This window comes from Streptococcus sp. GP0011 (genome assembly GCF_030546305.1).
Taxonomy (GTDB): Bacteria; Bacillota; Bacilli; order Lactobacillales; family Streptococcaceae; genus Streptococcus.
The window spans coordinates 69,669-94,563 of sequence record NZ_JAUONR010000006.1 but is presented as its reverse complement, the minus strand read 5'-3'; the positions used below and the strand labels follow the sequence as shown (position 1 = coordinate 94,563).

30 protein-coding genes are annotated in these 24,895 nt (G+C 39.4%); 8 read left to right on the top strand and 22 right to left on the bottom strand.

Annotated elements, in window-relative coordinates; genetic code table 11:
* Nucleotides 1–36: 36 nt before the first annotated feature.
* The 3 genes from glpO to Q4443_RS07735 form a co-directional block, all read right to left on the bottom strand.
* A complete protein-coding gene (gene glpO, locus Q4443_RS07745; RefSeq protein ID WP_049518846.1) occupies nucleotides 37–1,863 on the bottom strand; it encodes a type 1 glycerol-3-phosphate oxidase in 1,827 nt (608 codons plus the stop codon).
* 41 nt (nucleotides 1,864–1,904) lie between these two features.
* Nucleotides 1,905–3,413 (bottom strand): glycerol kinase GlpK, encoded by a 1,509-nt coding sequence (gene glpK, locus Q4443_RS07740; RefSeq protein ID WP_303408227.1) that lies wholly within the window; start codon nucleotides 3,411–3,413, stop codon nucleotides 1,905–1,907.
* Nucleotides 3,414–3,569: 156 nt separating this feature from the next.
* Complete coding sequence (locus tag Q4443_RS07735) at nucleotides 3,570–4,997, bottom strand: helix-turn-helix domain-containing protein (protein ID WP_049518847.1); 1,428 nt, start codon at nucleotides 4,995–4,997, stop codon at nucleotides 3,570–3,572.
* A gap of 164 nt (nucleotides 4,998–5,161) precedes the next feature.
* On the opposite strand from Q4443_RS07735, the gene hslO reads away from it, so the two are divergent.
* Together hslO and dusB are read left to right on the top strand one after the other, a co-directional pair.
* Nucleotides 5,162–6,034 carry an Hsp33 family molecular chaperone HslO gene (gene hslO, locus Q4443_RS07730; RefSeq protein WP_049518848.1) on the top strand — a complete coding sequence of 291 codons (873 nt, stop codon included), beginning with the start codon at nucleotides 5,162–5,164 and terminating at the stop codon, nucleotides 6,032–6,034.
* Complete coding sequence (gene dusB, locus Q4443_RS07725; RefSeq protein WP_049518849.1) at nucleotides 6,021–7,001, top strand: tRNA dihydrouridine synthase DusB; 981 nt, start codon at nucleotides 6,021–6,023, stop codon at nucleotides 6,999–7,001. The genes hslO and dusB overlap by 14 nt, the downstream gene beginning before the upstream one ends.
* A 65-nt stretch (nucleotides 7,002–7,066) precedes the next feature.
* On the opposite strand, the gene Q4443_RS07720 is transcribed toward dusB, so the two are convergent.
* Nucleotides 7,067–7,750: a hypothetical protein gene (locus tag Q4443_RS07720; RefSeq protein WP_049518850.1), complete on the bottom strand. Its 684-nt coding sequence runs from the start codon at nucleotides 7,748–7,750 to the stop codon at nucleotides 7,067–7,069.
* A gap of 265 nt (nucleotides 7,751–8,015) precedes the next feature.
* Between Q4443_RS07720 and Q4443_RS07715 the strand changes: the two genes are divergently transcribed.
* Nucleotides 8,016–8,246: a hypothetical protein gene (locus Q4443_RS07715; RefSeq protein WP_049504550.1), complete on the top strand. Its 231-nt coding sequence runs from the start codon at nucleotides 8,016–8,018 to the stop codon at nucleotides 8,244–8,246.
* A 48-nt stretch (nucleotides 8,247–8,294) separates the two neighbouring features.
* Here the strand turns inward: Q4443_RS07715 and Q4443_RS07710 are convergent, their stop codons facing one another.
* The 5 genes from Q4443_RS07710 to Q4443_RS07690 all read right to left on the bottom strand — a co-directional run bounded on the left by Q4443_RS07710 (nucleotide 8,295) and on the right by Q4443_RS07690 (nucleotide 13,956).
* Nucleotides 8,295–9,068: an NUDIX hydrolase gene (locus Q4443_RS07710; RefSeq protein ID WP_084945049.1), complete on the bottom strand. Its 774-nt coding sequence runs from the start codon at nucleotides 9,066–9,068 to the stop codon at nucleotides 8,295–8,297.
* A 1-nt stretch (nucleotide 9,069) separates the two neighbouring features.
* On the bottom strand, nucleotides 9,070–9,849 hold the full coding sequence (pnuC, locus tag Q4443_RS07705; protein WP_049518852.1) for a nicotinamide riboside transporter PnuC: 780 nt from the start codon (nucleotides 9,847–9,849) through the stop codon (nucleotides 9,070–9,072).
* 9 nt (nucleotides 9,850–9,858) lie between these two features.
* Entirely contained in the window at nucleotides 9,859–10,917 is a 1,059-nt protein-coding gene (locus Q4443_RS07700) for an AAA family ATPase (protein ID WP_000730569.1), read from the bottom strand.
* 146 nt (nucleotides 10,918–11,063) lie between these two features.
* Nucleotides 11,064–13,496 (bottom strand): ATP-dependent Clp protease ATP-binding subunit, encoded by a 2,433-nt coding sequence (locus Q4443_RS07695; RefSeq protein WP_049518853.1) that lies wholly within the window; start codon nucleotides 13,494–13,496, stop codon nucleotides 11,064–11,066.
* A gap of 1 nt (nucleotide 13,497) precedes the next feature.
* Nucleotides 13,498–13,956: a CtsR family transcriptional regulator gene (locus Q4443_RS07690; protein WP_049518854.1), complete on the bottom strand. Its 459-nt coding sequence runs from the start codon at nucleotides 13,954–13,956 to the stop codon at nucleotides 13,498–13,500.
* Between the two features lie 318 nt (nucleotides 13,957–14,274).
* On the opposite strand from Q4443_RS07690, the gene Q4443_RS07685 reads away from it, so the two are divergent.
* Nucleotides 14,275–15,378, top strand: coding sequence for a hypothetical protein (locus tag Q4443_RS07685; RefSeq protein ID WP_049518855.1), 1,104 nt, complete (start codon nucleotides 14,275–14,277; stop codon nucleotides 15,376–15,378).
* Nucleotides 15,379–15,556: 178 nt separating this feature from the next.
* Here the strand turns inward: Q4443_RS07685 and Q4443_RS07680 are convergent, their stop codons facing one another.
* From Q4443_RS07680 to Q4443_RS07620, 13 genes are all read right to left on the bottom strand, one after another.
* Nucleotides 15,557–15,967: a DUF722 domain-containing protein gene (locus tag Q4443_RS07680; protein ID WP_007518096.1), complete on the bottom strand. Its 411-nt coding sequence runs from the start codon at nucleotides 15,965–15,967 to the stop codon at nucleotides 15,557–15,559.
* A gap of 378 nt (nucleotides 15,968–16,345) precedes the next feature.
* Nucleotides 16,346–16,894 carry a hypothetical protein gene (locus tag Q4443_RS07675; protein WP_049518856.1) on the bottom strand — a complete coding sequence of 183 codons (549 nt, stop codon included), beginning with the start codon at nucleotides 16,892–16,894 and terminating at the stop codon, nucleotides 16,346–16,348.
* 9 nt (nucleotides 16,895–16,903) lie between these two features.
* A complete protein-coding gene (locus tag Q4443_RS07670) occupies nucleotides 16,904–17,764 on the bottom strand; it encodes a phage major capsid protein (RefSeq protein WP_049509664.1) in 861 nt (286 codons plus the stop codon).
* Nucleotides 17,765–17,812: 48 nt separating this feature from the next.
* The gene (locus tag Q4443_RS07665; RefSeq protein WP_049518857.1) at nucleotides 17,813–18,043 is read right to left on the bottom strand and encodes a hypothetical protein; all 231 of its coding nucleotides are present in this window, start codon (nucleotides 18,041–18,043) and stop codon (nucleotides 17,813–17,815) included.
* 90 nt (nucleotides 18,044–18,133) lie between these two features.
* On the bottom strand, nucleotides 18,134–18,295 hold the full coding sequence (locus Q4443_RS07660; protein ID WP_000997172.1) for a hypothetical protein: 162 nt from the start codon (nucleotides 18,293–18,295) through the stop codon (nucleotides 18,134–18,136).
* The gene (locus Q4443_RS07655; RefSeq protein ID WP_049518858.1) at nucleotides 18,292–19,137 is read right to left on the bottom strand and encodes an ATP-binding protein; all 846 of its coding nucleotides are present in this window, start codon (nucleotides 19,135–19,137) and stop codon (nucleotides 18,292–18,294) included. Before Q4443_RS07655 ends, Q4443_RS07660 begins: the two co-directional genes overlap by 4 nt.
* Before the next feature lie 11 nt (nucleotides 19,138–19,148).
* A complete protein-coding gene (locus Q4443_RS07650) occupies nucleotides 19,149–20,009 on the bottom strand; it encodes a conserved phage C-terminal domain-containing protein (protein ID WP_049518859.1) in 861 nt (286 codons plus the stop codon).
* A complete protein-coding gene (locus Q4443_RS07645) occupies nucleotides 19,996–20,268 on the bottom strand; it encodes a hypothetical protein (protein WP_049490554.1) in 273 nt (90 codons plus the stop codon). The genes Q4443_RS07650 and Q4443_RS07645 overlap by 14 nt, the downstream gene beginning before the upstream one ends.
* Before the next feature lies 1 nt (nucleotide 20,269).
* Nucleotides 20,270–20,479, bottom strand: a complete 210-nt coding sequence (locus tag Q4443_RS07640) for a hypothetical protein (protein WP_049490556.1) — start codon at nucleotides 20,477–20,479, stop codon at nucleotides 20,270–20,272.
* Nucleotide 20,480: 1 nt separating this feature from the next.
* On the bottom strand, nucleotides 20,481–20,681 hold the full coding sequence (locus Q4443_RS07635; protein WP_049490570.1) for a hypothetical protein: 201 nt from the start codon (nucleotides 20,679–20,681) through the stop codon (nucleotides 20,481–20,483).
* A gap of 335 nt (nucleotides 20,682–21,016) precedes the next feature.
* Nucleotides 21,017–21,277 (bottom strand): hypothetical protein, encoded by a 261-nt coding sequence (locus tag Q4443_RS07630; RefSeq protein ID WP_049518860.1) that lies wholly within the window; start codon nucleotides 21,275–21,277, stop codon nucleotides 21,017–21,019.
* 11 nt (nucleotides 21,278–21,288) lie between these two features.
* Nucleotides 21,289–21,894 (bottom strand): Rha family transcriptional regulator, encoded by a 606-nt coding sequence (locus Q4443_RS07625; RefSeq protein ID WP_049518885.1) that lies wholly within the window; start codon nucleotides 21,892–21,894, stop codon nucleotides 21,289–21,291.
* A gap of 240 nt (nucleotides 21,895–22,134) precedes the next feature.
* Nucleotides 22,135–22,332: a helix-turn-helix transcriptional regulator gene (locus tag Q4443_RS07620; protein WP_007518115.1), complete on the bottom strand. Its 198-nt coding sequence runs from the start codon at nucleotides 22,330–22,332 to the stop codon at nucleotides 22,135–22,137.
* Nucleotides 22,333–22,532: 200 nt separating this feature from the next.
* On the opposite strand from Q4443_RS07620, the gene Q4443_RS07615 reads away from it, so the two are divergent.
* The 4 genes from Q4443_RS07615 (at nucleotide 22,533) to Q4443_RS07600 (ending at nucleotide 24,869) form a co-directional block, all read left to right on the top strand.
* Entirely contained in the window at nucleotides 22,533–23,054 is a 522-nt protein-coding gene (locus Q4443_RS07615) for a helix-turn-helix transcriptional regulator (RefSeq protein ID WP_049518861.1), read from the top strand.
* A 39-nt stretch (nucleotides 23,055–23,093) separates the two neighbouring features.
* Nucleotides 23,094–23,363: a DUF4177 domain-containing protein gene (locus Q4443_RS07610; protein ID WP_004261908.1), complete on the top strand. Its 270-nt coding sequence runs from the start codon at nucleotides 23,094–23,096 to the stop codon at nucleotides 23,361–23,363.
* A 260-nt stretch (nucleotides 23,364–23,623) separates the two neighbouring features.
* Entirely contained in the window at nucleotides 23,624–24,088 is a 465-nt protein-coding gene (locus tag Q4443_RS07605; RefSeq protein WP_049510243.1) for a hypothetical protein, read from the top strand.
* On the top strand, nucleotides 24,081–24,869 hold the full coding sequence (locus Q4443_RS07600) for a DUF1828 domain-containing protein (RefSeq protein ID WP_049510244.1): 789 nt from the start codon (nucleotides 24,081–24,083) through the stop codon (nucleotides 24,867–24,869). The genes Q4443_RS07605 and Q4443_RS07600 overlap by 8 nt, the downstream gene beginning before the upstream one ends.
* The last annotated feature ends 26 nt before the right edge of the window (nucleotides 24,870–24,895 follow it).

The following is a 24,895-nucleotide window of genomic DNA, read 5'->3' as shown; positions in this document are numbered from 1 at the left end:
GCAAGGAACGCTTGCCTCCCTCTCTTCTAGTTGTTCTTAATTTTTTAGTTCTGCCAAATCGTTTTGAGCAAGAGCTGCCTCGACATCCGCACGGTAGGCTACTTTTTCTTCTTCGGTCCAATCATAGAATCGTCCCATTTCATCCAGAACTGGCTCAACGATGCTATCCAAACTATCACGCATAAAGAGCATGTGGTTGGTACGACGAAGAAGGAAGTCAACTGGGCTAAGAGCCAACTCATTGCGCATTGCATAGTGAAGGGACAAGGTATCTGCCAAGCTGAGTCCTGGCGCTTGTTCCAAGCTGTGAGCAAGGGCAAAGACCTTCGGTGCGTTCGAACCGTAAAGATTTGCGAGATAGTGAGCTTCCTTGCTATCCAATCCACGTGAAACTCCAAGTTGAGCAAAGGCTTCAATTTCTGAGTCCACATTTGCTGGGTTCAATTCTCCACCTGAAACAGGGTAAGTCTTAGAGTTGATCAGTTTAAAGCTACGGTCAAATTCGGCTTTGAGAATATCGACCACGCGCTCCATAGCTCCTTCAGCCATCTTACGGTAGTCTGTAATTTTACCACCAGCAAGGGTCAAAAGACCATTGTCATCACGATCCAAGCTAGAACCCCGAGAAACTGCAGATGGGTCCAAATGTTTCTCAGATGTGCTGCTTTCAAGCTTGCTAACAGCAGATTCAACATCTTCACGCGTCTTTTCTTTCGAGAGATAAGCTTCGACAGTCGCAATCAAGCTATTGAAGCTCTCATCGCTAATAGTTCCGTTATTTCCTCCATTGTAGTCAGAAGCGCTATTGCCTGCAATCAATGGACGAAGACCCGCCCAGCTGCTTTCGATATCATCAATGGTAATGTTTGCTTCTGGGAAGCGGTTGTTGACAATACCAAGTAGATAATCTACATCTTCCTGCGTCACCTTTGGATGTTCCAAATCGCCTGTGTAGTCTGTATCCGTTGTACCAAAGTAAGTCTTGTTTTCACGTGGGAGAACAAAGACCATACGACCATCACCCAAACCTGTATCAAAATAAACTGGCTGTGAAACCTTGATCTTGCTTGAATCCACTACCAAGTGAACTCCCTTAGTTGGACGCATTTGTGAGAATTGTGTTCCCTTATCGGACAAATTACGTACCTTGTCGCTCCAAGGACCTGTTGTGTTGATAACCAGACGAGCCTTGATTTCAAAGACTTGGTCTGTCAACAAATCACGAGCTACAACACCTGTAATCTTGCCGCTTTCATTAAAGAGGAAGCCTTCTGCCTTAACGTGGTTGGCAATGAGGGCACCGTCTTGGTTGGCACGTTTGATGTTTTCAATCACGAGACGCGCATCGTTGTTACGGAAGTCAAGGTAAACTCCACCTCCTACCAAACCTTCTTTCTTCAAGTTTGGTTGACGTTCCAAGACTTCTTCCTTGCTCAAGACCTTGTTAGCAGCTGGCGTGTTGCTAACACCTGCCAAAAGGTCATACAAATCCATGGCTACTTTGAGACGGAAGAGGCTAAAGGTAGCTCCATCTTCATCGTAAACTGGCAAGAGCATCGGGTCTGGTTTTGGAATGTGTGGAGCGATTTGCTGAACCACTGCACGCTCAGAAACTGTATCTGACACCACTTCCACATCAAATTGCTTGAGGTAACGCAGACCTCCGTGGACCAATTTTGTTGAACGGCTAGATGTTCCTTCTGCGAAGTCCTGCATTTCAATCAATCCAGTGTCAAGACCACTAGCGGCCGCCTGCAAGGCTACACCAGCTCCTGTAATCCCCCCACCAATAATCAGGAGGTCCAAGGTGCGTTCCTGCATTTTTTTAATTGACAATTCACGTGTTTTCTTTGAAAATTCCATATTTACACACTTTCTAACTAAGTCGCTTTATTCTTTCGGTATTAGTCATCGATTTCCGCAAAGACTTGCGTTGCTTTCACAGCCTTCTTCCAGCCCTTGTAGAGTTGTTCCTTGCGCGATTCGTTCATAGATGGCTCAAAGAGTTCTCCTGTCTCATTCAAGAGTTTCAACTCATCCAAATCCTTCCAATAACCCACTGCCAAACCCGCTAGGAAGGCTGCTCCTAGGGCAGTTGTTTCCAAATTTTTGGCGCGGGCAATATCGATTCCTAAGATGTCAGCCTGGAACTGCATGAGGAAGTTGTTCATAGCTGCACCGCCGTCGACTTTGAGGACTTGAATAGCAGTCTGAGCGTCCACTTGCATCGTGTCGATGATGTCACGCACCTGATAAGCGATAGATTGCAAAGTTGCCTTGATAAAGTCTTCTTTGCTTGTTCCACGAGTTAAGCCAAAGACTGAACCACGAGCATTTTGGTTCCAATATGGGGCACCTAAACCTGTAAAGGCAGGTACGACATAAACTTCGTCATTGTTGTGAGAATTGAGAGCATATTTTTCAGACTCTGGTGAATTTTCAACCATGCGAAGTCCATCACGAAGCCACTGAATGGCACTTCCTGCGATGAAGATAGAACCTTCTAAGGCATAGTAAACCTTGCCGTTGATTCCGTAACCAATCGTTGTCAAAAGGTTGTTTTCAGACAACTGCATCTCTTCACCAGTGTTCATAATGATGAAAGAACCTGTTCCATAAGTATTTTTGACCATACCTGGTTCAAAGGCCAACTGACCAAAGAGGGCTGCCTGTTGGTCCCCAGCCATACCTGAGATTGGCACTTCTCCACCATAGAAATGGAATGGAGCTGTCTTTCCATAGATTTCAGAGTTAGAACGAACTTCTGGAAGCATAGCCTTAGGAATGTTAAGGATTTCCAAAATCTCGTCATCCCACTTGAGTTCTTTAATGTTATAAAGCATGGTACGAGCCGCATTGGAGTAGTCCGTCACGTGAGCCGCACCGTCAGTCAATTTCCAAACCAACCAAGTATCAATGGTCCCAAAGAGCAATTCTCCTTTTTCAGCTCGCTCTTGAGCGCCTTCTACATGGTCCAAAATCCAACGAGCCTTGGTAGCAGAGAAGTAAGCATCGATGATCAAACCAGTCTTTTCGTGGAATTTTTCCACATAGCCTTGGCTTTTCAGCTGTTCAGCCAGAGGAGCAGTCTGGCGAGATTGCCAAACGATAGCATTGTAGATAGGAAGACCTGTTTTCTTATCCCAGACGACAGTTGTTTCACGCTGGTTGGTAATCCCGATGGCCTCGATTTGACTTGGTTTCACACCACTTTCGATGAAAGCACCCGCGATAACTGACTGAACAGAGTTCCAAATTTCATTGGCATTGTGCTCTACCCAACCTGCTTGAGGAAAAATCTGAGTGAATTCTTTTTGACTAGAGCTGACCTTTTCTCCTTTTTTGTTAAAAATGATGGCACGAGAACTGGTCGTTCCTTGGTCAATGGCCATGATGTATTTTTCTTGTGACATGTGCTGTCCTCCTGATAAAATCTTGAGGGGGTCCCTCTTTACAGTAACTAGTATACAAAATAAAGCGCTTTCTTGTTCATCAATTTTTTTTAAATTTTAAAAAAATGTGAGGAGATTGTGCGAATTTCACAAAAAAGACCTGAAAATTCAGGTCTTTTAGGCAAATAGCATCTGACGAATCTTCGCCAAATCTTCCATATCCAAATCATTTTTTAAATAATAGATCGGAGTCTGTTCTTTCTTATAAATAGGGTTGTTGGTAATCAACAAATCATAATGTCGACTGGGATCATAGGCTTCAATAGTAATAAAACGATTGTATTCCAAATACCGTTTCAAAATGGCAGCCATCCTAGAAAAGACAAGGAAACCAGATGTCAAATCCAGACCAATCCTCATATGTTGACCACCATTTTCAGCCATATATTCTATCAACTGGAGCCATTCCCAGAGAATTTTCTTATCCAAATCCGTTCCCTGCTGAAAGGCAGGTATAGCATGAAAAATTCTCTCTGCAGTCCCTCTAAAATCATGTTCCATCAGCAAATAGGGATGGCGATTCTCTGTCTGGTATCTGTACTGATCTTGCAAGATATAGCCCTTGTATAGATAAACTTGACCACAGAGCTGACTGAGTTCATAGGTGACATGGTCCTCTGTGTAGTCCCCCAGCAACTCCTCTTTCTTCATCTCTTGAATCAATTGCGTAAGCAAATCGGCTAATTGCCCTCCAAAACCAAGAATATACTCCATAGTATGAAGAGGAAGAATACGATGGGAAAGGAGAAATGAAAAGAATACCATCATCTCACCATCCTCAGTTCCTAGAGGGATATGTTGCCCAGCAAAAAAGGACGGAGCCTTTCGAAGCAAACGAAGGTAGAAAATATTGTCAAAATACCCCCGCATTTTTTCTTCTATGACTTGAAACTGACAGGCATTGACCCGAAGACGCTGTTGACTGATGTGAGCCCAGAGAACCAAGTCCAATTTCTGACCTGAAGACAAGCTAGCACCGCAGATTTCTTCTAGGGTAGCAATCTCTTGTTTTCTCTCAGCTTTCTGCATGTGACCTTCCCACTCCTGACTGGACCAAATCTTGCGAAAAAGGCAGAAATAGAAATAGCGAATCTGATGCTCTGGACCTCGCCAACGGCCATTTTGGATGGATAAGTCAAACTCTGACAAAATCTGATTTAGACTAGCTAAGTGGCGACCAAGCGTGGCCTCGCTAATCATCAATTCTTGAGCCAGTTGATGGGCTAGGAACTGTTGGTGATAGAGAAGGTAAACCAAAATTTGGTACTTAATGGCATTGTCTAAAAACAAGCTCCGAATCTCTCTTCCCTTGGTATCTGCACTAATCGACAAACGCAGATTTTCATCTTCCAAGTGAATGGTCAGCTCTAGCCCTCTTTCCCAGGCATTTTCGTTAATCAGAGAAATGTACTTGGTTAAGGTCGCCTTTGAAAAACCTGTTTCTTCCATGGCTTTCTTGACTGTTGTCTGCGAATCTTGTAATAGAAAGGAAAGGACTAAAAATTGACCAGATTCTGCTTTTTCCATCAAATCGCCTAAATACATTTGTTACCCCTTTCATTCTCTCCTACAAGCATAGCATAAATCTTTCAAATGCTGAAATAATCTGTTTCTCATTTTATTTTAAGGTTGATTTCCTCGTCATTATTCCACAGAAACAGCAAACACACAACTCCCCCTTTGGGCATTTTTATGCTAAAATAGTAGCTATGGATAAAATTATTAAAACAATATCAGAAAGCGGAGCCTTTCGTGCTTTTGTCCTTGATAGCACTGAAACCGTCCGCACTGCTCAAGAAAAACATCAAACTCAAGCCAGTTCAACTGTCGCACTTGGTCGCACCCTTATCGCTAGCCAAATTCTCGCAGCCAATGAAAAAGGAAATACCAAACTAACAGTTAAAGTTCTTGGAACAAGCTCTCTCGGTGCCATCATCACGGTCGCAGATACCAAGGGAAACGTCAAAGGCTACGTTCAAAATCCAGGTGTTGACATCAAAAAGACTGCAACGGGTGAAGTCCTTGTTGGACCTTTTGTTGGAAACGGTCAATTCCTCGTTATCACAGACTATGGTACTGGAAATCCCTACAACTCCATGACTCCCCTCATCTCTGGGGAAATCGGTGAAGACTTAGCCTACTACCTGACTGAAAGTCAACAAACCCCTTCAGCAGTCGGCCTCAATGTTCTTTTGGATAAAGACGACAAGGTCAAAGTTGCCGGAGGTTTCCTTCTCCAAGTATTGCCAGGAGCCAAGGAAGAAGAGATTGCCCGCTTTGAAAAACGCATCCAAGAAATGCCAGCCATCTCAACCCTTCTAGAAAGCGATGACCATATCGAAGCCCTCCTCAAGGCCATCTATGGTGACGAATCCTACAAACGTCTATCTGAAGAAGAAATCCGTTTCCAATGTGACTGCAGCAAAGACCGTTTTATGAACGCTCTTGCCAGCCTTCCAAATTCAGACCTTGAGGAAATGAAAGAGGAAGACCACGGGGCAGAAATCACTTGTCAATTCTGCCAAACTACTTATAACTTTGATGAAAACGACCTGGAGGAACTCATTCGTGACAAATCTTAATACACCCTTTATGATTGGCAATGTTGAGATTCCCAATCGTACCGTTTTAGCACCCATGGCTGGTGTCACCAACTCAGCCTTTCGCACCATCGCAAAAGAGCTCGGAGCTGGACTCGTTGTAATGGAAATGGTCTCTGACAAGGGAATCCAATACAACAACGAAAAAACCCTGCATATGCTTCATATCGATGAAGGCGAAAATCCCGTTTCTATCCAACTCTTTGGTAGTGATGAAGACAGCCTCGCACGCGCAGCAGAATTTATCCAAGAAAATACTAAGACCGATATCGTCGATATCAACATGGGCTGCCCTGTTAACAAAATCGTGAAGAACGAAGCTGGCGCTATGTGGCTCAAGGATCCAGACAAGATCTACTCTATTATCAATAAGGTCCAATCTGTCCTTGATATCCCCCTCACTGTCAAAATGCGTACTGGCTGGTCTGATCCATCCCTAGCCGTGGAGAATGCCCTCGCAGCTGAGGCTGCTGGTGTCTCTGCCCTCGCCATGCATGGCCGTACCCGCGAACAAATGTATACTGGTCACGCTGACCTTGAGACCCTTCACAAGGTGGCTCAAGCTCTGACCAAGATTCCATTTATCGCCAACGGTGACATCCGTACAGTTCAAGATGCTAAACAACGCATCGAAGAAGTTGGTGCTGACGCAGTTATGATTGGCCGAGCAGCCATGGGAAATCCCTACCTCTTCAATCAAATCAACCACTACTTTGAAACAGGAGAAATTCTCCCTGACTTGACTTTTGAAGACAAGATGAAAATCGCCTACGAACACTTAAAACGCTTAATTAGCCTCAAAGGAGAAAAAATTGCAGTCCGTGAATTCCGTGGCCTCGCTCCTCACTACCTTCGTGGTACATCTGGTGCAGCCAAGCTTCGTGGAGCCATTTCACAAGCTAACACCCTAGCAGAGATTGAAGCCCTCTTGCAATTAGACAAAGCTTAATACACAAAAAACCGTAACTCACTTGAAGTTTACGGTTTTTTTATCCTAGGAAATCCTAGATACTATTATTGAATCAAGGCAACACTCGAAACTTTACCATCCGCACCTGTTGTAATTTGGATGATTTTTCCTCCACCGATTTTGGCATTATACTTGCCATCATCAAGAGTGTAAGAGTAGCCTCTGATAGAATAGTTTTCTTTCTTTCCATCTGCAGTTTCTACTGTAAATTGGCCCCCTGATGAAACTGTAATGGTTTCGCCATTCGCTCCCTTCCAGTTGCCTGCTGCAGCTGAGAAGTCACCATCCACCATGGTTAAAACTCCCTTGTAGCGTTTGTTGTGTTCTGCTTGCTTGTCTTGAAGTTTGCGGTCAGTTGTTGGATCATAGCCTGACTGGTTAGACTGGGCTTGAGAGCCTTGCTGAGTTGATGGAGCCTGAGAAGGGGCTTGTTGACTAGGAGCTGCTTGTTCTTGTCTTGATTCAGGTGCTGGTTTCGCTTGTGACTGATCTGGCGTTGTAGAAGACTGACCAGAAGATGCCTGAGCCTTTTCTGATGAAGCTGAGCTTGAAGATTTTTGAGTCTTGCTTTCTTTGCTAGAAGAAGCTGCTTTAGAACTTGATGATTGACTTGTTTTTGCAGAGCTGCTGCTTTGAGTGGTTTCGTTTTTATTTCCACAAGCTCCCAGTAGCAAGGTAGAAGCCAATACAGTCGCTGCCATTAATTTAATATAGGTTTTCTTTTTCATTTTTCTACTCCTTTGTAACATTTTTGAAATGATAAGAAATCTTTTTGTAATATAATTGTAACATTAGACCTTGAATCTGTCAACTATTTAGAGAAACTATTTTAAAAAATTTCTCTCTACCATCTCTATTCGTAATCGAAACGAAAAAATAGAAAATTTTTTAGATTAGAGTCCTATTTTTTGCATCACCTTTGTGTAATCGCTTGCATTGCATTAGATAAAGGAATATAATAACATTGAAATAGAATATAGGAGGTGCACTCTTATGCTAAATAAGTATTACAAGTATCTTCCTTGGTTGATTTTGGGAGCTATTGGCTCTTATCAATCAGCCACTTACTATGCGCGAACTGCATTTGATGTCTTCTATCTGACTGCAATCTTTTTGATTGTTTATATCGCTTTGTTATTTTTGCACGAGAACTATCTCAAGTATCGATATAAAGACTTCTTTACTCACATGTTGAGTAATCCTAAGAAAGATAGCCATTCATAAAAAATGATGATAAATAAAAAGGTCGGGAAAAGTTCCCGGCCTCGTTTTTTATTTCAATCGATAGGTTTTTCTTGGTTTCTTTTTGGGTACTCGTTTGAGTCCGACTTCTTCTACATATTCTCCGTATTTTACGAGAAAGTTATTGCTGACGATTGGGCGACCAGGGTTGATGAGATTGACCAGTTCAGTCCCCTCGTAGACAGTGAACTCCTCCTCCAGCAGATAGAGGAAGGTCGGATTCCAGTCGAGACGGCCTTGGATTCGTTTGATGGATTCTTGGATAATGGCATAATGGTCAAAGGCGAAGGCTTGCTCGTCCAGCTCACCCCCCTCTAGGAAGCATTTGCCCGTCTGAAAATCGACATCTACAAAAACCACATCCTTGGCATCGTCACCTGCCTGAACGAGGTCTAAGGCACGACTAGGCAGGTACACTAAGTGGGCAATGGTCACTGTCCAGCCCCGTGGGTCACGACCGGGGGTCGATACAGTCATCAATTGTTCGATTTTTTCCAAAGGTAGATCGAGATTGACTTCTTCTCTCACTTCGCGCTGACAGGCATGTGCAGCATCTTCTCCCTTGTCCATAAAGCCTCCAACTAAGGCTAAACAGTTCTGATAAGGGTGGGCCTTGCGACGGATCAGCAGAAGCTTGATTTTTCCTTCGACAAAGCAGTAGGCTACCATATCCACTGTCACACTTGGTTTTTCGTATTGAGGGAGTTCCTGCTTGTAGTACCAGTCTAAAAACTCCTCCTGACTGGCATGGATTTCATAATATTCTTTTTCCGTCATCCCGGCTGGAATTATCGTATCTGCCATCTTATGCCTCCTTTCGAACTGCCTTAGTCCATTGGTACCAACCCACTAGACTATTGAGTGTGTAAACCCAGTACATCCCTTGGATGTGGATATTTTCACCCCACCAGAGGTAGATACTAAAGAGATTGGTTGCAATCCAGAAAATCCATTGCTCACGGTAGAGACGTGTCATCAAGAGCTGACCAACACCATTGGTCGCATCAGTAACACTATCACGGAAAGGACGAGCGCTATTGATACTTTGGTAAGCCAAGCCCATACCAATCCAAATGATAGCAGTCAAGGCTAAGTACTTGAGCCAGTCAAGAACAGATAATTTCTTAGCTTCAAAGTGGGATTCTTCTGGTTTTCCTTGGTCATTGATACGATTGGACAGCCAAGCATAGAGACCAATCGGCTGCATGATAAAGAAGTAAACAGTCGTCAAAACTTCTCCATAAAAAGTCGCGTTCATGGCCAAGATCAAGTAGATAGCAGAGTTAATGGCCCCAAAGAGATAATTGCTTGCACGCCCTTCTGCTACCAAGATAACACAGACAATACCAGTCCAAGATGCAAACAAGCTTAGCCAGTCATGACTTTCCGTATTTTGTGTGAATTCCAAGATCAAGGGAACACTTGACAAGGCGATGAGATACAACCACTGGAAAAGACTACGGCCGACAAAGAGATCTTTCCAGAGCAAACGCATGATTCCTACAAAACCAATCTTGCGGGCTTCCGCATGGACGTTTTTAAAGTTTTCGATAAATTGTGTGATTTTTTTAGTTACTGTTTTCATAATTTTCTCCTAATCTGCTTGGTAAATGGCATCAATAGCCACTTTGGCTACTTCATAATTGCCTAGGTAATCCTCCGCTAGATAAACTAGTGGAATAGTGGTTAAGTATCGCTCCCTCATCTGGTCCAAATGCTGGGAAAAACTGTAGCGAATATGGTCCTCTGCCATGGTCATATCTCTAAATCCGTCATTGACATAGGAGCCGACAGGTTGCACGAAGAGAATCAAATCCCATTTTTCCTTGGCCAAGATAGAGGCAAAGAGATTGTCAAAGGTTTCTCCTGATAAGTCCTCTTGGTCCTCAGTCTCCATGTAATAGTCATAGTAGCCCTTGGTTACCAAGGAGTTGGTATCGGCTATCACAAGGCCTCGATTGGCATTACTATCGATTAACTTGGAGGTCTGGTCATACTGCCCTAAAAGGAGATAATAATAATCCTTTGGAGTCAATTCATCGTCGCGGACATTGTTTTTGATCTGGTACTCACGCGCGTATTCCAGACTAACGGGTGCATCGTAATACCTTGCCAAATCCTTGGCCAGAGTGGTCTTCCCATTGCTAGCACTTCCCATGATCAACACTTTCTTGGTAAACTGACGACGGAAGGGTTGAGCGATATATTTCCAATATTTGCTTGGATTTTCTCGAATCATAGTCGCTGAGATACCAAACTTTCTTTCTTGCAAGACGGTGCCAAATCCACGTTTAGCTAGTTCTTGCTGGTAGTCTGCTTCTCCCACAAAGAAAATCAGTTCTTGCTGGTTTTCATCATAGGAAATCTCCGCTAACATCTGGTCCAACCACTCCTGCCAGCCCATAGGGTAACGGGGAAGGTTGGTCTCATCCAGCTTGCAGACAGAGGTCAATTCGTCATCACGAAAAGCCTCTCGGATATAGCGAAATCGTTTTTGAAGACTTAAACCTACCTGCTCCCCTCTGTCTCCCTCATAGCCTGAAACGACTACCCAGACCTGGTCACACTGACGCTTCGCTCGCTGGATCAGATCGATATGACCCTGATGAAGAGGGGCAAAGGTCCCAAATACCACTGCTGTTTTCTTTTTCATAAACGTTTTACCTTTTTATAATTTTTGATATTTTTATTTTCTATGTTTTTATTATATACTATATTTTTGTTTTGTCAATAGTTTTTTATCATTTTTTATAAAAAAGTAGCAAAAAAAGAATCAGGACTGCTCCTGACTCTCCATTTTTAAGCAATATCAAATTTTAATTGACCTGCTTTGACACCAATCTTGAGAGTCTTGCCTGCCACTAATTCTCCCTTAAGAAGAAGTTCTGCCAACTTGTCCTCCACTTCTGTTTGCAGGGTTCTGCGAAGTGGGCGAGCTCCCATTTCTGGATTGTAACCGTGACTAGCTAGCAACTTCAGGGCCGAAGCTTGCAGTTTCAAGTCGATGCCTTTCTCTGCCAGGCTAGCAATCAATGGTTTAACCATAATCTTGACAATTTCCTGCATATGTTCGCTATCCAAGCTATGGAAGACTACCTTTTCATCAATACGGTTGATAAACTCTGGTCGATAAGTTTTTTTCAGCTCTTCAAAGATGCGTTTTTCTATATTTTCCTGGTCAAAACGAATGTCTTTCGCGCCAAAGCCGACCGTCTTGTCATCACGAAGGGCTGTTGCACCAAGGTTTGACGTCATGATGATAATGGTATTTGAAAAATCCACCTTGCGTCCCTTGCTATCTGTCAAGACACCGTCGTCCAGAACCTGCAAGAGGACATTAAAGATATCTGGGTGAGCCTTCTCTACCTCGTCAAAGAGGAGCACAGAGTAAGGTTTGTTGCGAACTTTCTCGGTCAACTCCCCACCTTCCTCGTAGCCCACATAGCCAGGAGGTGCTCCATTGAGACGGCTAGCCGCAAATTTCTCCATATACTCACTCATATCAAAGCGGATAAGGGCTGATTCGTCATCAAAGAGGACTTCTGCCAGAGCCTTGGCCAATTCGGTCTTACCGACTCCTGTCGGCCCTAGGAACATAAAGGAACCAATCGGACGCTTGTGACTACGAATACCTGACTGGTTGCGGCGAATGGCACGACTAATGCTTGAAACAGCTTGATCTTGGCCGATGACACGTTTGTGTAGTTCAGCCTCCAAATTCAGGTATTTCTTGGCATCCGTTTGCGTCAGTTTTTGGACTGGGATACCCGACAAGCGACTCAAGGTGGTCAAAATATCAGATTCTGTTACCAAGTCTTTATAGACAGGAACTTCCTCTTCTTTTGCGATTAGCTGGGCAGCTTGTTCCCACTTGCCATCCATCAGGGCCTTGTCAGCTGGAGTCAAGTCGGATTCGTCTGCTTTCACATGCTTGGATTTGTTTTGCACTGTTGCTGCCGCCTCATCTAAGAGGTCGATAGCAGAGTCTGGCAAGTGACGACTGGTCAAGTAACGATGCGCCATCTTGACAGCCGTTTCAACAGCTTCATCTGTGATTTGCACACGGTGGTGTTTCTCATAGGTGGCCTTCAAACCTTGCAAAATGGTCATACTGTCAGCTAGACTTGGCTCTTCAATCGTCACTTTGGCAAACCGACGAGAAAGGGCAGCATCTTTTTCGATGTGTTTCTGGTATTCTTCCTGAGTGGTGGCACCAACCGTTCTCAAAGTTCCACGAGCCAAGGCTGGCTTCAAGATATTGGCTGCATCCAGAGTCGAGTCAATACCGCTACCAGAACCCATGATGGTGTGGAGTTCATCGATAAAGAGGATCACTTTGCCATCTTCCTCTATATCCTTGATGATATTGTTCATGCGCTCTTCAAAATCTCCACGGAAACGTGTCCCCGCAACAACATTCATCAAATCAAGCTCTAGAACACGCATCTTTGCCATTTCCGCAGGCACATCCCCACTGGCAATACGCTGAGCAAGACCAAGTGCCAGAGCTGTTTTCCCGACACCCGCATCTCCAACCAAGACCGGATTGTTCTTGGTCTTCCGACTCAAAATCTGAATCATACGTGAGATTTCCTTGTCTCGACCGATAACTGGCTCTAACTTGCCAGAACGCGCTTGCTCCGTCAGGTCATGCGTGTAGTCCTCTAGACCACCACTTTGAGCTTGAGGCATGCCCATCATATTGGCCATGGAATTTTGCTTGTCAGTTACTGTGCGATGGCGTTGACGCAAAGCCTTGAGATCTTCTCTTGTCCAGCCAGCACGCTCTTCTAGATTACGACGAAGAGCAGCAATTCTGACCTGATCTTTCTGGTCTTCATAAGAGAAGCCTGCTCTCTCCAAGATGCGAGTTGCCAAAGCATTACCATCATGCAAAATCGCATAGAGGACATGCTCTGTCCCTAGCACCTTAGCATGTACCACTGAGGCTACATATTCTGCTTCCGCAAAGAGGACCTCCAAACGATGGGAAAAGGGTAATTCCGTAAAAGTTTCATCTTGGCTATAGTCGGTTTCAGTCAGTTCCAACGCAACCTCTTCTAAACGGTCCATCTCGTATGGATAATCATTTAGAGTCGCACCTGCCACACTGTAACTGTGATTAGACATGGCAATCAATAAATGCCAAGACTCTAGGTAACGGGCTCCAAAATGGCTCGCAACCATGTAGGCACTCTCGATACATTCATTCAATGCTTTTGAATAGTTCATCTTACTTCTCTTTTCTATCTACCTCTTGTAATAGCTGTCGGAGCATATTGGCACGGACAACTGAGGATTCTTCCCCTAGGACACGATCTATTGCTACAGAAGTCAGCAAGGTCATCTCCTGCTTGGTCATCAAGTCTTGCTCCACCAAAAGCTGGAGAATATCCTCATAAATCTCCTGACTAACCCGCTCACCAATCGAGTAAAGCAAATCGCGGAGCATCTCATGATGACTGGAAAACTCAATACGCCCTATGCGAATGTAGCCTCCACCACCACGCTTGCTCTCAACTAAGTAACCTCTGCTTTCTGTAAAACGAGTCTTGATGACATAGTTGATCTGACTCGGTACAACCTGGAAGGTATCTGCTAACTGGCTCCGTTGCAATTCCACGATACCAGACTGGTCTAAAATCGCCTTGATATAGGCTTCGATATGATCTGATGTATTTTTAAATCTCATAGTAAATCAAACTCCTTCTTTGAACCTTGACTATCTTTGACTATACTATCATTTAACACTCTATAAGTCAAATTTTTAGAGCTCAGCCCTTGAAAATACTGACTTTCTTTAAAAACATTTAGGCATTAAATCGCCTTAGTTTTTCTTGAAAGTTCCTAAAAAAGTCCACAAAAAGAGCCCTAAAAAGGGCGTAATATTTACGAGTTCAGCAGGCAAGAACTAGCACCTTTGAAGGTGCTTTTTTATTCATCTAATCAATTATCAATAATAATGTTACAATAACTATAATATAAACAATAACTTTCTGAAAGGATTAACATGGATAAGATAGAAATGATTTCTTTTTCAATCCTACTTGATGAAGTTGCTGAAGTAAGGCAACTGCTTGAAAATATTGTAAGTTTGGATAAGACAGTTTATCCAGAACTATCAATAGGTATCCTTCCTTTTGTATCATCTCTCTGTGATGGAATACTAAAGTTTTTACCCAGAGATGTTCATAGTGATTTTCCAAATATTGGAGAACAGGAATTTCAAAAAATAATATCTAGTGTCCGAGTGAGTTATAAGCAATACTCTGATAAAAAATTTAGCAAGGCTAACAAACTGATACTTGAAATAGAGAGACGCTTTTATTCACAAATGGTAGAAAATTACAATTTATTTCAAAAACTCGTAATCAATATTTTTGGACAACATGATTTAGGGGTATATTACTTCAACGAAATTCCATACGCTAACACTAACCAATATCATATTTACCTAGAAAGTATTTTATCGAAAACTGATAAAAAGGATATTTCCTATTTTGATAAAAGAGCTACTGATTTATTTTTTGAATTTAGCAAAGCTTTAGGAACTTTAATTAATTCAGTAAATCAAAAAACTATTAAGAAGCCTACAATCCAGGATATTAAAATTGAAAACTTTGAACAACGTGATTTTTTCTTATTTGAATCTAAAAGAAGGAATTTTTTAACAGGAGTTCTGCCTACGGGCACTCAGTTATTCTTATTTAACATATTATGCCAGAATAATTTTGTAGTACATATTATGCCAAGTGTCTTAAAATCAAAAAATTACTTTTTTACACGCTCGCTAAGCCAATGCTATTTAGTTAGTATTACAGCCTTACGCTTGATTCTTAATAAGGAAAGCTCTTTATTTCCTGATTTCCAACGGGAGAAAGTTGTTGATATCCTTGATCGCAAAGAAAAAGTTTTTAACTTCCGACAAGATTTTAGAAATAATATATTTCATTATAAAATTTCAAATGTCCCATTACAAATATTTACCAATCCCCCGAAATTCTTTGAAGAACTGATTGAATTTCATTCCTCAAAAAATTTTAAAGAGTATCAAAAACTATTATTGGAAGAAATCTTAAAAATAAATGACATAATCAATTCATTTATCAATTGAAAATTAGGTCTTATTTCAGAAAAATAGTTTCATCTCAATTCTATTTTAGAAAAACTAATACTTTTTTCTAAAAACAATAAGTTTTTACCCCCTTTTTGTCTGAAGTGCTCCGACTTGGAAAAAGTTCCCTTCACCGGTACCCTACTGGGCAGAAAGATTTTTTTAAAGGTGGGGGGAGTCAATATCCTTTCAATTCCACAAATCTTTTAGCGATTACCTTTCTACGGCTATTTATATAACGAGTAGTTTTATTTAGTTTCTCTGCCACGTCTTCCCAAGTCGCACCAGCTTCTAAATATCTCATTTTAAAAATTACTAGATCACTTTCAATTAAGTTTTCCATCAAGGTATCTACAACTAGTTTAAAGCCTTCTAAATATCTTAGTGTTTGGTCTTCTTCAATTCTAATGATTGTCGCTTCGGTAGGACTAGATACTGTCTTGCCTTTCCCACCAGTATAATCTTCAGTGCTATGTTTCTTATTATGTATCAGTTCCTGTCTTCTCAAATAAATTTTATTAGCAAGCGTTCTATATCGTCCTAACTCAATATCTATCCCGTCCAGGTCTCTGTTACTCAACTCGTACATAGGCAAGTACCTCCACTTAAATTTAAAAATTTTTTTTATCTTTCAATTTGTCAAATTGTAAATTCTGTCAAACTGACAAAAAGCGCTAAAAGCCTTCCAACACTCCACTTACCAGGTATCATTGTTTTAAGTTTGACAACTCTTCAATATGACAAGTTCAAGGGAAATTTCTTTAATTTATCCCCTCAGTTTCTCATATCTTACATTCTGTGAAACTCACTCCATTCTGTAAACCCCTGATATACCTTGCTTTCAAGCTATTACTTCTTTTCAGTTTATGCTTACTTTGTTATGTGAAACTTAGTAAAGCATAAAAGTAGGACTAGCGATATCTCTTCTGTTTCAGCCATATATCACTAGCCTTACTTAATTTGTTCCCTATTTTTCTAAATACTCTTTAATGTCCCGATATTCCTTATAAAAATTCATCCACCCGCTAATATCAGGGTTTAAGAATGGTAAGACAGTACGCGGACTTACTTCCGTTCGATATAGCAATAGAGAATGTTTCTGACTTATTTCCCTGACTACACCTGCATGGATTTCTTCTACATCCTTCTTTAGTTCTTGAATTTCATCATATGCGTCCAGAATTCGTCTAAGTTTCTTTCGGTATTGTTTATAGATCTTCTTAGTTTCCATCCGTTGCTTAGTTTCTTTAAAAATGTATTCAAAGATGACTGCTTTAGCTTCTGAAAAATCACTATTATATTTTTCCTGAAGAGAATTAATAGCTTTTTCCATCTTTTCCAGCTTTTCTAAAGATTCTAAGTTATTTGACAAAAAAGAATCTATATTCTCAAATGAAACTGTTTGATTGCCTAAAAGACTCTTCCTTTTTTCGCTTAACTGTTCTCGTGCTGAATTAATCTTACTTTTTTTATTATCTAGATCATCCAGTGTTTCAAATACTTGATTAATATCCATTTCTTTCTCCTAGTTCCATTGAATAAAGTAACCACAATCTTCTTCAACTTTTTTTACATCAAAACGGGTATGTAAAATCAACCGTTTTCCAAAATAGTCATTCGCATTCACCCAGCTAAGTGTATCTTTCTTTCGGTCAAACAAAGTAACAAAATTTTCTAGATCTCCGATAAAGCCTTTTTTGTCACCTTTATTCCCTAAGGTTGTATCATCTACAATTAAAAAGTTATCTACAAAGAATGTTTCACTTGTTCCTGTCTCTTTATCAACTTTAAGAAGATAATTTCCTGAAGTATCTTTCATTTTTTCTAAGACACTAAATAGTGATTGACTAACAACCATAGATACATTGCGCTCTGGATTGATTAAAGAAACAATAGATTTCAAGTCGTCCATACTTGTAGCAGTCTGCACTTTCGCAGTTTGGAGAATTTTGCCAATCTCTCTATTTCGTGTTCTACGTTTTAATTTAATAATCTTCTTACCAAGAAAATCCGTTAAATTATATTGGCCATCATCTAATTGTTCCTGTGAAAAATCAAGTTTTCCACTGAATAATTTAACTAAGTAATCAACGCTGATAGTTTTCTTTTTATCTGCTTCTGTTCTCTCAACCGAATTTTCGCTAACTTCTTGTAATGAATCAGATTCAAAGTCAGTTACTTCATACTTCCCACCACGGGTACGAGTCTCAATAACATTTACTAGATCAACCAGCTCTTTACGTTGATGTTCATCTTCATAACTATCAAGGATTGGTTTTTCAATGAGTACATGATTATTTTCTACGTTCATCCCTCTAGTGTTATAACCTGTACTTCGGATATAAGCTTCTAAATTTTCTTTTTGTTTAACTAAGTTAGTTGTCATTTTTTGCTCCTTTATCTTTTAATATCTGATTTTTGTTTATAATTTTTTCTAAAATTCTTTGCTCTTAGCTTTTCTTTTATGACTCTCCGAGCCTTTAGCATCATTTTTTCTAGATTTTGATTTGTCTTGTTTGTTAGCATATTTTTCTAGTATTTCTTGTTTCCGTTGTTCTAAGCTATCATCTTCTTTTTTACACTGAGAAAAGATTTTCTGTCTTTTATCTGGGTCCATAGAAAACTTATTGGCTACTACATACCCTAAAGAAGTATCTCCTGACATCTCCCTCACCCCCCTTTCTATGCAAACAAAAAGGGACATACCACTAGCATTATATGCTTACGGTATGTCCCTGAGTTGTTCTCAATAGACTTATTTTTTAGTTTCTTTTTTGACTAGATGGGTAAACTTCCCATCTGAATAGAATAAAGTAACTTCTCCAAAACTTGGAACTTTTTCTATCTCTATTATACCACATTTTTCATAGACAACAAAGCCTTTTTCTGTTGCAAATCGCATTTTATCATCATTCATTGATATTCTCCCCTCACTGTGTTTATAGTGTATCTCTTATCTTTGATCGTAAAAGCCTTGAAAGTGTTCCCTTCTAAACCTTTCAAAATTCTACTTGAATTTCTAGCATTGTATACCGTTCGCAGTTCACTACTATCTAGGTTCGTGTTGAAAATCGTAGTTTCTCGATTATTGATAATATCAAACAAGAAATCCTGTTCCCAATCGCTCTTAGGTGTTACCGTCCCATTTTTTGCCCCCAGGTCATCGATGATTAGAAAATCAACATCAACAAGCTTTTTAACCGCCTCATACTCTGTTAAATTTGCATTTCTTCCATAAGCCCAGCCTTCTTTTATCTGCTTGATAATCTCGGTTAAGCTGACAAACAAGACACTCTTAGGCTCGTTCTTCTCTCTGAAGCTCTCATTGATTTCTTTGGCCAGGGCAAGAGATAAATGACTTTTCCCTATTCCTGTGCTACCGCTGATTAAAGTATTTCCTGTCATACCTGCAAGGTACTTCTGGACTTGCCCCTTTACAAACTCTAACATCTGATGCTCTTCTGTCGTCTTAACAAAGAAATTATCAAACGTTGCCCCCTTCAACTCATTAGGGATCGTGCTATCACGCATTAACACATCATAAGTTTTAAAGTAAGCTTGCCTGTCCTCGAACTGCTGTAATAGTTCTTTCTCTTTCTGTTTAATCTCTCGCTTCACACACTCCGGGCAAAATGCTTGTAGTTTTCTTTCTGAACCCCCTAACACTGGTACAGAAATTTCCCAATAATTGACCTGGTGAATATCGCAAACTTTATCCGATATTTTTCTGTTATTAAATTCTTTAAATTGTTCCTTCATCTTTGCAACTCCTAAAATGGTAGGTCTGGGAAGTTGTCTTCTGACCTCCCTTTTATGGTTTTAGGCTTTTGATTCAAATAACCATCAAACTTAGATCCGAAAAGTGTTTCTGGTCTCAGATATTTAGAAAATTCAGGACTATCCTTCCATTCTGCCGTTTTAATATCTATCACCTGTTTAAAATCTTCAAGTGTATAGCCTTCTTTGAATCGTGCTAGCAAAAGCCTTTTAGTCTTGTCAACAAACTTATACCGCTTATTAGCTACTTGATTCAGATAAGCAATAGGAATCCAAAGTTCTTTATGTTTTGTTTTCTCTAAATCTTTTATAGCTGTTTCTTCAAGCCAAGTAGGAAAAGTGAAGTCGGGATTTCCCGACAATATATTATCTAAATATAAATTATTACTCTTACTATTAACTCTATTCTCTTTCTCTATCTCTGTTGGACATGAGTTGGAAATAGTCTTTTTATTTTGGACATTCTCCAATTTTGGTATATCTTGACTATTTTTTCTTTGGTCTCGCTTATATTTCGCCCAGTTTGTTTCACTCTCAACCATGGCTTTTGCTTGCGATAATGTAGCATGGCCATCATCGTCTATCTGAATCAGTCCGCATTTTGTAAAATATGCAACTGTCATATTTATATCATCCTCGGACACATCCAATTTTAAGGCTAGCTCCTGTACCAAATTATCAAAATACCCCTCATAGTACAAAATACAATCATCTTCTAAACTTTCCAACATAAGACGGATATAAATCACTGTCATAGTGTAGCCACCAGGCATATTTTTAAGTCGTTTAATAAAAAGATTATCAAAAAACTTCTTATCAACTTTTAACCAAAAATATATTTTAGTCTTTGCCATCATCTACCCCCAAAAACTTTAAAACGTCTGAGATTTTATAATACGCTTTTCTAGTATCTTCAATAGGCGGTATATACTGCGGTAGTCCTGCACCTTCCCATTTTATCAAGGTTTTATCTCCTATGCCCAGTTCTTCCTTTAGTTCCACCTTACTGATCAAATCTAATCTTTTTTGAGGTACTTTCTCATGGCTTTTTAAATACCGTTCCACTGCTTCCAAAATCTTAGACTTTAAATCTTCAATCATTTTTTCAAACATATTAGTACCCCCATGGCTTAACCGCTGCAAGCTGAATATATCGCCCATAATCAGGGCTTAAATCCTCGCTAGTTGTTTCTATCGTCTGTGTACTTTCTCGCTCGATTTGGGCGCTTTTTTTGCGGTCTCGGCGGTTTAGATAAAGTAGTAGGCCAAGCAGTAGCAAAGTAAAGACAATAGACTGCGTATTGCTTAATTCTAGTTCATTCATGCTATGCCCTCGCTTTGTAATTCTTGATATAATTTACTTGATAGCTTCGCTCCATCTTCAGAAAGTCGTACACCTCTTCTGGAGTTACTTTATCATCTAAAAAGTCAATGATGAACTGAAAGAGGTTCGGATTTCTATCCTTGATTTCAGTAATTCGGTTGTCAAATTCTGATTGTGTCATGTTATCTAGATCTAGAGTCATATTTTTCTCCATTAGCCTTTCCTTGTCCTTTTTCTTGCCTGTTTTCTATATGGTATGCTTCACCACTCCAAACGCTGGGCGATTGCCCCAAGTTGGCGAACGCTTGTAGCGGTGTTTCGTGAGTAATTACCCATCTTTCAGCTAAACAAGGTCTTAGAATCACCCTGTCAGCACTTGATTTTCAAAACCTTTTCTAATTGCTTGCCTGCTCTTCGGTTTTTTTAGGTATTTGATAGAATAGATATTTTTTGCTATAATCAGAGCATAGAAAAAATTTCTATATCCTTAATCTTGTCGCTTGCTCGCCTCGTCTAAAATTTGAGCAAGTGATTTTTTTATTTTCTTTTTGCATGATTACTACCTGACTTTGGTTTATAAAGCAAGTCTTTACTTTCGATAAGATCTAGAATCCAACTAATTCCCTGTTCTACTGTTTCAAGAAATACGCCCAGGTCTTCACTGTCCAAGTTCTCGTAGTTCATACAAAGATATTCGGCTAGTTGTCTGTCTTTCTCAACTAGCTTTTTAAAATCCTTGGGATACTTAGGAATTTCTAACCCCTTGGTATTTGTAACTGTCTTAAAATCATTTCCCATTTTCTATACTCCTATACTTTAAAAATTAATTCCTTAATTTCTGAATACCCCCTATTCAAGTTAATCATAGCTATTGCCATATCTTCCAAACGTTGGTAGTTTGTCAGCTCTACACTTGTCAAGCCATCAATGCCGTTCTTACTTTCTCGCTCCTTCATGAGTTGCGCTTTATTCTTCCCTGTCACTCCCTTTAGTAGTAAGTTTGTAAGGGTACTATAGGCGTGCTTAGGTGCTTTCTCCCATGCTTGGATAGCTTCGGTTAAGCTTTTACGCTTTGGCTTTTCCAGTTCTCTTTGAAGATAGCGTTTAGAAAGTTCATCACGCATTTCAAAGAAGGCTTTGACTAGGTTCATTTTGAATTGCCGTACTGGTTCGGTATTCTTCAGATAAGTAATCAGCAAGGTTGCCTGTTGCTCATTCAGAAGATAGATTTTTTTCGGTTGCCCTCTCTTATCTAATTTATGGATTTTAAATCCAAGTATTCCCAACGCTTCAAAATCAGCTTTATTGTCTCTGACTAAGCGTGTAATAGTATGGTGCTGTACTTCAGCACATTCAGCGATAATCTCGCTCGTAGTATACGGCTCTTTCTTGCCGTCTATATAAACCAATTCCATTGGTTCGCTCCTTTCTTCTTGTTGCTCGTGCTTGCCACCTAAAACAGTACCAAAGTAAATCATTGAGGTAGGGAAAATTTAGGAGAGAATAAACCCCTACAAACCCTTGATACTGCCATAGGTAGCAAGCAAATCACTCTAGCAAATATTTAGCTAGAACCGTTTATCAATCCCCAGTGGTAAAGCACCATGCAAGAAGTCTGTAAATATAAACTAAAATCGTGATTGGTTCGCTCCTTTCTATTCTTTCGTATCTAGAAATTCATCCAGTGTAACGCCCAAGTAACTAGATACTTTTTTTAACGTATCAATACTTGGATTCTTTGCACGTTCATAGTACAAAGCCGTTAAAGTGCTTTTTGAAATTCCTGTAGCCTCTGCAACATCAGCGGTTTTCTTACGTTGCTTGGCTAATAACAATCTCATGTTATTTTTCATAGTACTAAACCTCCTTTATTGGAAAATATCAGTTGAATAATTTGAAAAGTGTCGAATTATAACGCAAGATATCTGCGTTACATTTTGAATTATACCGCTTATTTTTTGCGTTGTCAATCATTTTTTTAAAAAATATGCGATTTTTTTGCGTTTAGATTTTGAAAACGTGATATAATACTCTTTGAAAGGTGTTGATATAAATGAATAGATTAAAGGAATTGAGAAAACGAGATAAAATTACGCAAGTAGCTTTTGCTAAAGATAATGGTATACCTCTAAGAACATTGCAAAGTTGGGAAAACGGAGAAAGCCAGATAAAACCCGAAAAAGCCCAGCAACTAGCGGATATATTCGGAGTCAGTGTTGGATATCTTTTAGGGTTCAATATTGATGATGTTACGGAAGATGAAATCAATTTCCATAACAATGTTATGGAGAGGATGAACAAAGAAGCATTTGTTAGATTTTTAGACTTTATTACACTAAGTGATATCGTTTTATCTGATAAACAAATAGAAATGATTTTTTATCAATTACAAGATTTATCTGAACTGAATTCCGATTACAGGTACACAGAAACAGATGTAGAAAAGCTTAAATCTATGTACTCTGTAAAGTTAAATTATATGCCAACTGAAGGATTAATTAAAATATCTAATATACTTTACAAGGAAGATGCAATAGAAGAACAATTCGAACAATACAAAAAAATCATTGACTAAGTTTTATCAATTACTAACATAATAAAAGGAGTAAGCCCCATGGGATTTTTTGACACTGTAAAACAAGAAGGTAGTTTTTCTACTGCATCTGGAGTAAATGGACTACACTACGTTGTCCTTCAGGTAACTTTGAAAGAAAAGTTTTTCGGCACTGGATCAGGAAACCTTACAGAATTAGAAGATGTTATCAATAAACAAGCTTCAAAAGGTTATCGCCTGCATACCATCACAACCGCCAATGGTGGAAGTAAAGGACTGGGTGGTGGTGACCGTATCCAGGCTACAATGGTATTTGAGAAGATTATATAAACTCTTTCCTGATATCTAAGCTTTTCTCTGTTTAGATAATTAGAATAGTCACCTAACATTTAATAATGAGTTCTCTTCATTTGCTGAAATATAGCCAAATTACTTTAGTGAATTACAAGAAGAATACAATGACTATACCCTTAAAGTGACAAGTCGGAACAAAGATAAAAATTAAAAATATACTTTACTTGCTAAAATAGTAATTCCAGAATTTATTTTGTACAACAAGAAAAACATAAGTATTTATAAAGAAAGATAAAATGAATTATTCAAACTTAGATGATGCACAAGTGCAAGAAATTATAAATAGATTAAAACATCCTAAAAATCAGCTAACTTTTGATCAGATTTACAACACCATTTCCGCAATGTTTGGTAAAATAGAAGTGGACGAGACTATAATTGACGATGATGATATCCAATATATTCTTCATATCTTTCGAGGTAGATTAAACAATGAACGTTTCAGCATACATCTTCGACTAAAAGATTTTCACGACCACATAGTTAGAGTTGACATTCATCCATCGAACAGACACATTAATCCTGATGGAAAAGTTATTATTGGTAGTCATATACATATCTATTCCAATAAACACGACAAGAGAGATTCCATTGCAATACCTTTGAAAGATTCTAACTTCCCTAATGTAAATCAGATAATAGATGTATTTACGGAATTTATATCCTACACAAATATAAGAAAGGAGAAAGATAATGAATAAGTCCAACACATTGAAAAAAGTATACTTCGACTGGCTTATGAAAGAGTATCGCTTCGCTGACCTTGACAATCATACTGTTGAAATCAGTACTCCTTTTTTAGATAACGATTTTGACCATATCATTCTATATGCTGAATTCTTGAACAATGGTCGAGTTACCTTAACAGATGACGGCTGGACTATCAACAACCTAAAAAGTCACGGCGTAAATTTAAACGGCCGAACCTTACATAAAAACAATATTCTAAACACAATTGTGAGTAGTCTAGGCACTGAGTTAAATAATAACGAACTTTGTATAACTACTAGCTTGGAAAAATTTCCTCTAGCTAAACAACGTCTTCTTCAAACAATCATGCAAGTAAATGATATGATTGTATTAAAAGATAAAAATGTAAAGAATATTTTCCATGATGAAGTCGAGGAAATTTTAAGAAAAAGAGAAGTATTTTTTACAAGCAGAACTTCGTTTTCTGGTAAAGAAGGAATTACAGTTCAATTTGATTTTACAATCCCTACACGGAAAAACGAAAAATTGATTAGAACTATTTCAAATGGTAATGATCTTAACAGAGCAAAATTACTTGCAATGGATACTAGAATTCTCCAAAATCATAAACATAATGCAGAATATGTTGCACTTATTGATGACACAAGTCATAAGTTTGAAAAAATGGTAGAAACAAAGGCAATCTTTGAAGAAAATACCAAAGCAAAAATTTTACTGTTGCCTCATACTAAATTTTTAGAAGAAGAAGATATATTGACAAACTTCGCTTAAATAGTTTTAAATTCTAAAGTTACTCC